6 protein-coding genes are annotated in these 13,532 nt (G+C 48.9%); all 6 read left to right on the top strand.

Annotation, left to right across the window (positions count from 1 at the left end):
- The first annotated feature begins 31 nt into the window (after positions 1 to 31).
- The gene (locus FJM74_RS11320; RefSeq protein WP_206684034.1) at positions 32 to 3,310 is read left to right on the top strand and encodes a SusC/RagA family TonB-linked outer membrane protein; all 3,279 of its coding nucleotides are present in this window, start codon (positions 32 to 34) and stop codon (positions 3,308 to 3,310) included.
- Positions 3,311 to 3,344: 34 nt separating this feature from the next.
- On the top strand, positions 3,345 to 4,817 hold the full coding sequence (locus FJM74_RS11315; protein ID WP_187262712.1) for a RagB/SusD family nutrient uptake outer membrane protein: 1,473 nt from the start codon (positions 3,345 to 3,347) through the stop codon (positions 4,815 to 4,817).
- 17 nt (positions 4,818 to 4,834) lie between these two features.
- Entirely contained in the window at positions 4,835 to 6,514 is a 1,680-nt protein-coding gene (locus FJM74_RS11310) for a fasciclin domain-containing protein (RefSeq protein WP_187262711.1), read from the top strand.
- 117 nt (positions 6,515 to 6,631) lie between these two features.
- Positions 6,632 to 8,080 carry a fasciclin domain-containing protein gene (locus FJM74_RS11305; RefSeq protein ID WP_187262710.1) on the top strand — a complete coding sequence of 483 codons (1,449 nt, stop codon included), beginning with the start codon at positions 6,632 to 6,634 and terminating at the stop codon, positions 8,078 to 8,080.
- Between the two features lie 20 nt (positions 8,081 to 8,100).
- Positions 8,101 to 11,277, top strand: coding sequence for a SusC/RagA family TonB-linked outer membrane protein (locus FJM74_RS11300; RefSeq protein ID WP_187262709.1), 3,177 nt, complete (start codon positions 8,101 to 8,103; stop codon positions 11,275 to 11,277).
- A gap of 36 nt (positions 11,278 to 11,313) precedes the next feature.
- Positions 11,314 to 13,050 carry a RagB/SusD family nutrient uptake outer membrane protein gene (locus FJM74_RS11295; RefSeq protein ID WP_206684033.1) on the top strand — a complete coding sequence of 579 codons (1,737 nt, stop codon included), beginning with the start codon at positions 11,314 to 11,316 and terminating at the stop codon, positions 13,048 to 13,050.
- The last annotated feature ends 482 nt before the right edge of the window (positions 13,051 to 13,532 follow it).

Genomic DNA, 13,532 nt, shown 5'->3' with positions numbered 1-13,532 from the left:
TAGGAAGTAACGGACTCATTAGATATTGCTTATGAAAAATATTAATACCCTGATTTTTGGTTTACTGGTAGGTGCTGTTATGCTACTTAGTCAACAGGTGGCTGCTCAGGCGCAGGGTGGAGTGCTGCTACGGGGCACGGTAATCGATAAAAATACCAAAGAGGCGCTTATTGGTGTGATCGTAATGGAGATAGACAGCGAGCAGCGGGTGGTGACAGGTGTTAATTCCGACCTGGACGGTAATTTCGTGCTCAAGGTCTCCAACCCAAGGAACTTTGTCCGGATTTCTTATATTGGCTACCAGACCATAACACAGCCTATAGGCAACAACACCACCATTAATGTGCAGCTCCAATCCGACTCCAAGGTGCTGGGTACGGTAGAGGTGGTGGCGCAGCAAACCGTTAGCACCGGCATGCTGGAAATTGCCGAACGCGACCTGACCACGGCTATTTCCAGGATAGATGCCCGTGAACTGTCAGAGATTCAGGCGACCTCTATCGACCAGGCGCTTCAAGGCCGCCTGGCCGGTGTAGACATTGTAGCCAACTCAGGTGATCCGGGAGCGGGTATGGCGATCAGGATACGGGGTACTTCCTCCATTAACCAGGGGTCTGACCCACTAGTAGTGGTTGATGGCATGCCCTACGACATTACCATTTCCGATGACTTTAACTTTGCCACAGCCGATGAGCAGGGATATGCCCAGTTGCTTAACATTGCTCCTGCCGACATCAAAGACATTGCCGTACTGAAAGATGCAGCTGCCACAGCTATGTGGGGGCCGCGTGCCTCCAATGGTGTGCTCGTGATAAACACCAAGCGTGGTGTTAAGGGTAAGCCTACCATTAACTACACTTTTAAGGGAGTGGCCAGCCGGCAGCCCGATGCCATTCCGATGCTGACCGGAGACCAGTATTCTATGCTCATTCCGGAGGCATTCATGAACCGTAACGGCGTGCCGCTCAATACGAACACCGTGAAGGAGTTCCAGTACGACCCTTTTGATCCGGAATGGTATTACAACTACAGCAACAACACCAACTGGATAGAGGAAATAACCCGGACAGGTTACCTGCAGGATCATAATATTTCTTTACAGGGCGGTGGCGACAGAGCAAGCTATTTTGCCTCCCTTGGCTACAATAACCAAACCGGTACAACCATTGGCTCTGACCTGAGCCGGATCAACGCCCGTATTAACCTGGATTACAAAGTGTCTGACCGGATTCGTTTCCGCACCGACCTGGCCTACACGCACGTGGATAATAACATGAATTATGCCCCCGACCAGCGTTCGGTTGCCTACACCAAGATGCCGAACATGGCGGTGTATGAGTATGATGAGAATGGAGTGCTCACACCAAACTACTTTTCTCCTTTCCGAAATATTCAAGGAATATTCAGCCCGAATTCCAATCGTACAAGCTTTGGTACATACAACCCCCTGGCAATGGCAGAGGCTGGGAAGAGCAATAATGTGGGTGATCGTATCCGGCCGACATTTAACCTGCAATACGACCTGATTCCTTCCCGTTTGTTTACTTCTTTCGACGTAGCCTTCGATATTAACAACAGCAAGACTACCCGGTTCCTGCCGCAGATAGCCACAGGTTTGCCCTCTGATAATACAAACGTGAACCGGGCGGAGGACATAGACAATGACAGGTTTAATGTGCAAACAAAGACGAACCTGATTTATACTCCGGACCTGGGGCCTAACCATAGCCTGCAGGCGCTGTTTTCACTTCAGACCAATGACGATCGGAACGTGTCTTATGCAGTTACCACGGCTAACTCTGCCTCTTCTTATTTTACAGACCCTTCGGTGCCGGCCCGTATTCAGAACCCGGATTTACGCTTAGCCTCGGGAATGGCACAGAACAGAAGCGTGGGAGCTGTAGTGAATGCACAGTACTCTTTGTTTGACAAATACATCATTAATGCCGGCTTACGGGCAGATGGCAATTCTAAATTCAACGAATCGCATCGCTACGGACTTTTCCCTTCTATCTCTGGCCGCTGGCGTGTATCCGGTGAGAATTTTATGCAGGATGTGTCTCAGGTAAATGATTTCAGCTTGCGTGCCAGCTACGGTTCCACCGGCAACCCACCTAACAACAGCTATGCGCACTTTGCCCAATACCGCAGCTTCGACTGGAATTACATGGGTATCGCCGGTGTGTATCCTGTAAACATGGAGCTACGCAACCTGAAATGGGAAACGGTGATCCAGTCTAACTTTGGCTTTAACCTGCGTGCCTTCGACAACCGCCTCGAAATTGATGCGGAATATTATAAGAAGAGAACAAATGACATGTTCTTCCCTGGCCTTCAGATTTCATCTGTCTCAGGGTTCAACAGTGTAGACATGAACGTGGGCGTGATGGACAATGATGGATGGGAACTTATGGTTGGTATCACTCCCATCCGAAGAAAGGACCTTACCGTACGCTTCGACTTTAACGTTTCCAGAAACTTCAACATCATCCGGGAGATATCAGAGTACTACCCGCGGGAGAGAGGGAACATCGCCCAGAACGGCCAGTACAAGATTTTTATGCAGGAGGGTAACCCATTCGGGTCTTTCTACGGCTTCCGGTATAAGGGTGTTTACAGAGATGCGGAGTCTACCATTGCCAGAGACAAAGATGGGAACTCTATCCTGGATGCCAACGGAAATCCGATTCAGATGCTTTTCAACTACCCATCCATCGGGTATGAGTTTCAGCCTGGTGATGCAATCTACGAAGACATAAACCACGACGGTAACATCGACTACATGGATATTGTGTACCTCGGAAACGCCAACCCTAAAATCACAGGCGGTTTCGGTCCAAATATTACCTGGAAGAACTTTCGGCTGAATGTTTTCCTGAATTACAGATATGGCTACCAGATTATCAACCAGACCAAAATCAATACCGAGAACATGTCTGGCTACAATAATCAAAGCACAGCTGTATTGAGAAGATGGCGTTATGAAGGCGATGTAACGGATATGCCAAGAGCCTTGATCGGGCCAAACTACAACTCGCTCGGGTCCGACCGCTTTGTGGAAGACGGTTCCTTTATCAGGATCAAGTACATCACGCTGCGCTACAGCCTGCCGGTGCAGATGGCCGAAGTTATAAAGATGAAAGAGCTCTCCTTTTTTACAACTATCGAGAACCTGTTCACATTCACCAATTATACCGGCCAGGATCCTGAAGTGTCATATCGAGGCAACGACCCATTCCGCGTAGGTTACGACACCTCCATGACGCCACCGGTTAAAACACTGACATTGGGTATGAACGCCCGGTTCTAATAGAAATTATAGATCATACACAAGCCGTATTATCATGTATAATAACAAGATTTTAAGATTCGCGCTCATAGCCCTTGTATTTATTGCGAGTTCCTGCGATAAATGGTTGTATCTGGAGCCACAAGATGCTATTGTGCGACAACAGTTCTGGCAAACAAAAGAGCAGGCAAATGCCGCACTAATTGGTTGCTACTCCTCCTTGCTCGATGGCGACCTCGGGTATAAGATGTTTGCCTGGGGTGAGCTACGGGCAGACATGGTCACCCCAAACGATGCCGCCACCTTAGATGAGCGGGAGATCGTGGGTGGTAACATTCTGGAGTCGAACAACATTACCAACTGGCGCCCTTTCTACAAAACCATTAACTACTGTAATACCCTGATTGAGTTTGCCCCGCAGGTACAGCAATTCGACCCGACCTATAAAACAGAAACGCTGAACGCTGATATAGCTGAGGCGAAGGCAATACGTAGCCTCATGTATTTTTACCTGGTGCGCACTTTTGGAGAAGTGCCCCTGAAGCTAGACGCAACTGTAAGCGACGAAACGGGTTTTACACTGGCAAAGTCTTCCGAAGCCGAAGTGCTGCAGTTTATCATCCAGGATCTGAAAGAGGCAGAGATAAATGCTGTAACCAATTTTGGGAACAGCACCTGGAATAAGGGCCGCTTCACAAAAGCCGGTATTCAGGCGCTGCTGGCAGATGTTTACCTGTGGAATGAAGACTATGATGCGTGCATTGCCACTGCCAATAAGATCATAGACTCCGGGCAGTTTGGTTTAGTGGCCGGGAACACCTCCTGGTATCATACACTGTATGTAGCCGGTAATTCTCCTGAATCGATCTTTGAGATCCAGTATGGGGCGCAGCCACATCCTTTCTTCCCAATTATCAGAAATCAGCGCCGCTTTATAGCCGCTCCTCATGTGCTGGAAGAGCTGTATTCCATCGACTTTGTAAACCCTGATAATGCGGACATTCGGGCAGACGGGGCTTCTCTGCGGTCTGATGGGCGGATATGGAAATACATAGGTCAAAATTCCTCCGATCAACGCACAGATGTTGCTCCTTACCCTAACTGGATTGTATACCGCTATGCCGATGTATTGCTGATGAAAGCAGAGGCACTGGCACAAAAGGAACAAGGAGAGGAAGCCCTACAATTGGTAAACATGATTCGCACAAGGGCAAATGCACTCGAAGCTACCGAAAGAGGGGTAGAGTTCGACGATGTGAATGGTCTTACGGACTATATCCTGGAAGAACGTGCCCGTGAGTTTGCCTTCGAAGGCAAGCGCTGGTTTGATGTGCTGCGCAACAGTCGCAGAAAAAACTATGCCCGCCTGGACATACTCCTGAGTATGGTTACCATGAGTGCTCCCGCCGATCGCCAGCAAAGTATCCTGAACAAGTACCGCGATAGAATGAGCCACTATCTTCCCATTTTCCAGTTTGAGCTCCAGACGAATAAGAATCTTGTGCAGAATCAATTTTACGCCAAATAATTTAACCTCCTAGTTATATGAAGTTAACCATACAACATCCCAAAAGTTCGGCACTTCGGCTTCTTGGTTTGATCATGCTCCTGAGCGTTTTTATGATGCGGTGTAAAGACCCGGATCTGATCATATCTACAACAGACGATGTGAATATTACCGGGTACCTGGAGCGTTTCCCGGAGGAGTACTCTGAGTTCAGGAATATCCTTGACTTAACAGGCAATGCCAGTTTTCTGGCTGCTTATGGTTCTTATACCATCTTTGTTCCTCATAACAATGCCGTAAAACAATTCTTACAGGATAAGGGCAAGGCATCTGTCGATCAACTAGATGTAGAGGAACTGAAAGCGATCGTACGGTTCCACCTGATCCAAGATACTGTCTCCACCCAGTCGTTTACAGATGGGAAAATAACACAAGCCACCATGTATCATCAGTATCTGACTACTGGTGCTACAAACGTGAATGGCGAGTCTTTTATAACTGTGAACAAGCAGGCTAAGGTAGTGAAGAGCAACATTAGGGTCGGAAACGGTTTGATGCATGTGATTGACAGGGTACTGGAGCCAGCCAAACTTACGGTGGCGCAGATGATGGCTGCAAACCCGGCATATTCCATATTTACAGAGGCAGCCAAGGCAACAGGTTTTTACGACACGCTAAATATTCCCGCAACTGCCAGTACCAAACCCAGCCGCCAATGGTTTACAGTCATGGCAGAGTCTAATGCGGTACTAAAGGAGGCGGGTATAAACTCTTACGAAGACTTGAAAGCCAGGCTTTCGCATACGGGAGATCCTAAGAACCCATCTGACAGCCTCTACCTGTATATGGCCTATCACATTCTGCCTCGCAACAGCTATATTGCTGACTTAATCACCAGTGCTTCTCAGCCAACACTGGCCCCACTCGAAGTAATAACTACCCGTCGCGATGGCACCAGCCTGCTGATAAATGCGGATGAGTTGAACGGGGTAAGGGAAAAAGGCACTTCAGTGATTCGGGAGGAGAGCGACTTCTCTGCGACCAATGGCGTGCTACATGCTGTAACCGACCATTACCGCATTAAAATACGCAAGCCGATGGCTGTTTACTGGGACGTGACAGACCAGCCTGAATTGCGCCGTATGGCATCCGTATTCAGAAAACTGCCCGGAACAACCACCGTTATTCAGCCGGGGACACTTAGTGAAGTGACATGGCCTAAATCTACTATTAGCTATGTTACCAGCAACGACCCTCATGCCTACAACGACTATTTCCTGTTGAACATGCGGCCGGCGCAGGTGCCAAGTATAGATTTTACCACGCCGCTGCTGGTGAAAGGCAAATACAAAGTCTGGATCTGCTACCGCCGTGTAAACGCCAATGATATTCAGGCCTTCTTTAACGGTGATCCGCTGCCACGCCTCTTCGGCCTGAACCCGAACCCTGGGTATCCGTCTGGAGCCACCCCGGAAGAAGCTGAAGCGCAAGGTTTCAAAGCCTACACAGAGCCAATGGATGCCGGACGGTACATAGGCCGGATGGTTGGTATAATTGATGTAAAAACTACTGACCGTCATAAGTTGACTTTTGTAGGTTTGACAGACCGTGGCGGAAGTTCAGGTAACCCATTCCGGTTAGATATGATCCACTTTATACCGTTGGATATGGATCAGATCCGACCCCGGTTCGCACCGGATGGAACGCCGGTGTACTAAACTCCAGTTGCTTCCGCACTTGCCTGTATGGCAGTTATCATCAGGCCTGGTTGGTGAGCGCTTCCCCTGCCAGGCCTAAATAAACAGATCATCAATAATGAACAATAGGTGCAAATAATGATTTTTACGAAACGATATTCATTCATCCTGCTGGCCTTTGTGCTTACTGCCCTGGCAGCGTGCAAAGACAGATGGGAAGACCATGCCAAGCTGCACGATACTGTGCTGAAGGAGAACCTGATGCAGCCTATCGAGGGAAACCCCGATCTGAGCCGTTTTGCCGAGTACCTGAAAAAAACTGGGTATAACGAGTTGCTGGTTAGCTCAAAACTGTTTACTGTGTGGGCACCTACCAACGAAGCCCTGGCTAACATGGACCAGGCTGTGGTGAACGATGTTGAAAAGCTGAAGCAGTTTGTTGCGAATCATATCAGTTACCAGCAATATTATAGCTATAGTCCTAACCCTTCCATCCGGATTCAGGCCATTAACGGGAAATACCTTACCTGGGACCGTGTCCCATCTACTATAGAGGAGGCTTCCGTGGTAGAGGCCGATAAGCAATACAAGAACGGTGTGTTGCATGTTATAAACAAGGCCATGTCCCCTAAAATGAATTCCTGGGAATACCTGAATTCGCTACCTGTAGGGTTGAGGCAGAAGAACTTTATTAATGCGCAGAGCTTTAATTTCTTTGATCCTTTACAAGCCGAGCAGATTGGCGTTGACCCGGCTACAGGTGCTCCGATCTACAAGCCGGGAACAGGTGTAATCTGGCGGAACACTTACCTGGAACGTGTTCGGGATATTATGCACGAAGACTCCCTGAACACCTTTATTGTCCTTACGGATGAGGCCTTCGACCAGGAGTTTAACAAGTTAAACAGGTTCTATAAAACCTCCACCGAGGATAGCACCAACCAGCTTACCTCCTGGAACCTTGTAAAGGACCTGGCATTTAAAGGCCTGTACACCCGCGATAACCTGCCCGATACCTTGACATCACTTTTCAATGTGAAGGTGCCTGTCGATAAAAATGCGATTGTTTCTTCGTACCGCACCAGCAATGGCATTGTGCACGTCATGAACAAAGTAGACTTCAGGATTGAGGATAAGATGCAGCCAATTGTTATTGAAGGAGAGTCAGCCGTTCGGCCAGCTGATTTCTCTTCCAGCCAGGTTAACTCTCGCATTCATTACCGTTTCCGGCCAAATGCATCTGGCAACCACGATCTGCGGGTATATGACCATGGCACCAACAATGGGTTCTGGGTTCGGTACCGGATTCCCGGATTACCTGCCGGCACTTACCGCTTTTACATGAAAGCTGTTAAGGATTTCGGCACGGCAGACCTTACACAGCGGCTGGCCATCGGCGATCGTACGCAGACCACTACGTTCCCGAATATTGTGATTCCAATGAACCATGAGGAAGAAGTTTTCCTGGGTGAACATTCAGTTGACAGTTTTGGGGCCTTAACCATGTATGTGGTCAGCAACAGTGTGTCAGGTGCCGACCTTAACCCGATTGTGGTGGATTATATAAAACTGGTTCCTGTCTTATAATATTTTAAAGCAAGACTATCATGCATACATACATAAAGAAATTTGGTGGACTGGCTATTTGTTTCGGACTATCTGTTTATGCACCGGCGGCACTGGCGCAACAGGCCGATTCAGTGGCAGTAAGAGTCGTGCAGCAGGAAGGGCAAACAATTTCGGGTGTAGTGCGCCATGCGAACACAGGTGCACCTTTACCAGGTATAAGCATATCGGTACCCGGTTTTTCTTCCGCGTTCACCGATGATAACGGGGCCTTCACCATAAAAGTACCCTCCGATAAGGCGACCCTTACTATCTCCGGGGATGGTATTCAGCAAAAGCAGGTACCTGTTAAAGGAAGAAGTAACCTGCTGGTTGCCGTATCAGAAGCCTCAGCCAATTCTATCTATAACCAAGCCTACCTGCCAAACAATCAACAATCCCTCAACACGACCACCAACTCGGTGGTGACGGTAGGAATGCCAAACAAATGGGGACGCTCGTTCGAGACGCCGGACAGTTACCTGCAGGGCCAGATAGCTGGTGTGAATGTTGTAAGGCGATCAGGTACTTCCGGCATTGGAGCGAATATGTTTCTACGGGGCTTTTCTTCGCTGAACGGGACAAACCAGCCGCTTGTTATCGTAGATGGCATGATCTATGACATGAACGACGACAGTAATTCCCTGATCAATGGCTTCTATACCAACCCGTTGGCGCACATTGATATCAAAGACATCGAGAATATTACCTTTATTAAGGATGCTGTTTCCACCTACGGTTCCAAGGCTGCCAACGGTGTCATGCTGATTACAACTGCCTACGCCAAAGACCTGGCCACCCGTATCGACTTTTCGGCGTTCGGCGGGGCAAACTTTAGGCCAAGCGCCTTGCCGGTACTGCAGGCAGATGATTACAGGCTATACCTGGCCGACGTACTTAAAACCGGTGGCTTATCCGACTCTGATATTCAGGCACTCCCATTTATGAACGACGATGCAACGAGGCCCGGGTACTATAGTTACCATAACAATACCAACTGGCAGGACCAGGTGCTCCGCAATGGGATCAATAACAACTACAACCTGCGTGTGACTGGCGGTGACAATATTGCCAAGTATGCGCTTTCGGTTGGCTACATGAACCAGAAAGGGATTGTGGACGAGTCAAATTACGACCGCTACACGACACGCTTCAACGGCGATTACCAGATCAGCCCTAAGTTAACAGCCAGCTCCCGCCTGGCGTTTACGTACAGCGAAAACAAGGTGCAGCAGGAGGGCCTAGAGCATAAAACCAACCCGCTTTACCTGGGCCTGGTAAAGTCACCGTTGGTAAACACCAATGTGATCTCCGACGAAGGAGTTAGGTCGCCTAACCTGACAGATGTAGATGTATTCAACATCAGTAACCCCAGGGCGCTTATAGAGAACTCCAACTTCCTTAACAATAACTATCGCTTCTTCGGATCGGTATCGGCGGGTTATGCCTTCAAGCCCAACCTGAACCTGAGTACCATGATCGGGATAACATATGATAAAGTGAGGGAGAGCACCTTTATTCCCAGAAAAGGAGTGCTGGCTGATACGCTGAGCAACGCGGTGGTATATAGCCGCATGGGTAGCCAGTTACAGCGTCTGTTCTCGCTTTACAACGATACAAAGCTGTCGTATGGCAAAGAGTTCAACAATATACATGGGTTTAAAAGCAACCTGGGTGTGCGGTACAGCTATAACCTGAGGGAGCATGACTTTGGGCTTGGGTACAACTCTGCTACTGACGAGCTTCAGACCATTGGCATGGGGGTTAATGCCCTGCGCAGGACCGGTGGTGGCATCGGGCGCTGGAATTGGCTGAACTACTACGCCAATGTAGATTACCAGGTCCTCAACAAGTACTTCCTGAACGTGAACGTGGGGATAGACGGCTCTTCCCGCTTTGGAAAAGAAATTGATGGTGCCCTGAGCATGTTTGGCTACAAATTTGGCGTATTCCCATCGGTAGGGGCAGGCTGGCTGATTTCTTCTGAGAATTTCATGGCCAACATAGAAGCAATTGAGGTGCTGAAGGTGCGCGCCAGCTATGGCCTTACCGGCAACGATGATATTGGCAACTACTCCTCCCGCCAATTGTACGTGTCGCAGAACCTGTTAGGCATGCAAGGAGTTGTGCGTGGCAATATTGCCAATCCGGCTTTGCAGTGGGAAACAAACCGCAAAATGAACGTGGGCTTCGATCTGGCCTTGAAGAATGAGCGTGTAGGCCTGAGCGTGGATGTTTACCAGACCAAGACCGACAACATGCTGACCTACCAGCCAGTGGCTAAAATAACAGGCTTTGAGTACATGCTGGCCAACAGCGGTGCCATGGAAAATAAAGGTGTGGAGGTAGCCCTAAACAGCCAGCTGTTAACCGGCGCCTTAAAGTGGCAGGTAGGTCTAACTTACGCGGCCAACCAGAACCGCATTACGGCACTGCCTACCGATAACATGACCACAAATTTTGCCGGCGCTACTATCCTGACCAGAATCGGGGAGCCGGTGGGCCTGTTCTATGGCTATAAGACCAATGGGGTTTATGCTACAGATGCCCAGGCCGATGCCGATGGTTTCAGGACGAAGCTGCCTGATGGTTCGCTTGTTCCGTTCAGAGGCGGCGATATCCGCTTCACCGATGTAAATGGCGACAAGGAGATCAATGACAACGACCGGGTAATAATCGGAAATTCTAATCCTGATTTCTTTGGCATGTTCTCGAACAGGCTGGAGTTCAAACGCTTTTCGCTGGACGCCCTGGTAACCTTTAGTGTGGGCAACGACATCTACAATTATACCCGCGCCCAGTTAGAGTCGATGAAAGGTGCTGAGAACCAGTCAGAGAATGTATTGAACAGATGGCGCACCGAAGGGCAACAGACCGACGTGCCACGTGCCAACTGGGGAGACCCTTTAGGGAACCACCGCTTTTCAGACCGTTGGATAGAGGACGGTTCTTACCTGAGACTGCGCACGCTAACCATTGCTTACCAGGTGCCGGTTAAAACCAAGATCATCAAATATGCCAACATTTACATGACTGGCAACAACCTCCTGACCCTTACCAAGTACCTGGGCTACGACCCGGAGTTCAGCGGTTCATCCGATGTAAGGTTGCAGGGGATCGATACCGGTCTGGTGCCACAGTCGCGGTCTTTGCTGGCTGGTGTAAGGTTTGGGCTCTAGTAGAAAATTTAGTTAATTCTAATTTATTATCATCTGATGAAAAAGATATTATTCAAATCAATGAGGCGCGTGTTTCCGGTGCTGTTGGTCAGTTTGAGTTTGATTTCCTGTGAAAAGATACTGGATGTGAAACCAGATGATGCGCTTCAGTCAGAACAGTTTTACCAGGATAAGTTCGACGCTGATGCAGCTGTAATCGGGATCTATGGTAAGTTCCTTGGCTTGGCCGAGCATTATGTGGTGCTCAACGAGCTGCGGGGCGATTTGATGGAAGTGACCCCATTTGCCAAAGAAGACATGGTGCAGCTAAGCAACCATACGGTAACTCCAGAGAATAAGTACGCCAATCCGCGGCCGTTTTATGAACTGATCGTGAACTGCAACGACGTGCTCACCAACTTCGACCGCATGAAGGTAGAAAGTAAAATATCGGAGGCGGAGCATGCCGAGCGTTACTCAGACATAGCCGCGTTGCGCAGCTGGCTTTACCTGCAGCTGGCCATACATTACGGCAATGTACCCTACATTACCGATCCGCTGGCAAAGATCAACGATGTGAAAGACCTGTCGAGGTTTCCGGTGCTTAACCTGGGCGAGATGGTGCAGGAACTGATCAGGGTTATGGAAGCGCTGCCATACAAAGAACAGTACTCGGAACTCAACACCATGAACCGGGTAATTGATGGCTATAACACCAACAAGTACTTTATCAACAAGAGGGTGTTGATGGCGGACCTTTACCTCTGGAACAACGATTACCGCAAGGCAGCCGAGCAGTATAAGCAGGTAATGGAAGGCCCGAATGGAAATGTGAACATCTTTACCTCCTATAAAGTAACCTGGGCCGATGTTGCCACTAACAACGACCTGACCGTGGGCTACCTGCGATATGCTGAACAGGATACCCGCTCGCTTGTGGAGGACCCTAACAAAGGCTGGAGATCGATGTTTATGCGCACGCCCGACGCCATTTTTAACTGGGAGTGGATCTGGTATATGCAGTTCGACAGCCGGTTCGAGCCTAAGAACCCTTTCGTGAAACTGTTCTCCAACACAGGCGGCGACTACCTGGTAAGACCCACAAAACATGCCATGGACATGTGGAATGAACAAGAGCAGCTGAATGGTTTCCCGTGGGACCAGCGTGGGCGCTGGACCTGGAAGATGCAGAATGGCCAACCGGTTATTATGAAGCACATCTATAACTATAGCCCGCTGGCTCCGCTGGAAACCACTGGCAAATGGTTCCTGTACCGGGCCGCGCTATTGCACCTGCGTTATTCAGAAGCCGCAAACCGCGATAACCAACGGAAAATTGCCTGGGCCTTGCTGAACCACGGTCGTACTGCTTACGAGGATGCCAACATCTCCGATATCTACCAGAAGCATGAGACTTTTCAGCCTTTCCCGTATGACTTCAATTTCCGAAACGCCAACGTAGGCTCGCTTGTGATTCGGGAGCCTTGGCACCAGAGTGCCGGTATTAGAGGAAGGGCAAACTTAAGGCACCTCGAAATGCCAGAGAACAATACTGACCAGGACTCAATACTGTACATAGAAGAAAAGCTTGTGGATGAAGCAGCCTTAGAGCTTGCCTACGAAGGGAACCGCTGGAGCGACCTGCTACGGGTGGCCAGGCGCCGAAATGACCCAAAGTTTCTGGCTGACCGGGTATATGCCAAGTTACAAAAAGCCAACGACCCAGGTGCAGCGGCAGCGCATGCGAAGCTGATGAATCCAGCCAATTGGTTCCTGCCGTTCCGTTGGGAGTAAAGTTATGTTGGGTATTTATATTGAAAGGGCTTCCAGAACATGGAGGCCCTTTTTCTTGCATTCTGGTACAGGGCGCTCTAACTTGAACTATCGAAATTATTCTAATCAAAATGCCCTTCAGGAGCTTTTTTTTCCTGGTGATCCTGCTCTCAATTGGTTCATAAAAGATTAATTTTTAGAAATTAGCGACAAGAACAGAGCCCTTGTGCAGCACCATTAACAACAGCCTCCGGAAGGCCATTTCCATTCGAATAATTTGAAATTAATTGTAACACGCTTTCAGATACTCGTGTTCAAAAGCATTTATGCCACTTTCTGCTGATTAGCTTCCGTTATTGCCAACAGCCGTTAACCTCTAGGAGCAGCGGCCAAATGCTCTGAAAGGGCTTTTTGATTAGAATAATTTGGAATTATCACAGTTCTGAAGCTGCTCATCAACCTTGCGCAGCCATATGCGTTTTTAAGGTATCGAGTTTAACTTA

Origin of the sequence: Pontibacter beigongshangensis, assembly GCF_014332515.1 — a bacterium.
Lineage (GTDB): Bacteria > Bacteroidota > Bacteroidia > Cytophagales > Hymenobacteraceae > Pontibacter > Pontibacter beigongshangensis.
Note: the sequence above shows the minus strand (reverse complement) of the source record. Positions and strands in the feature narration are given on the sequence as shown.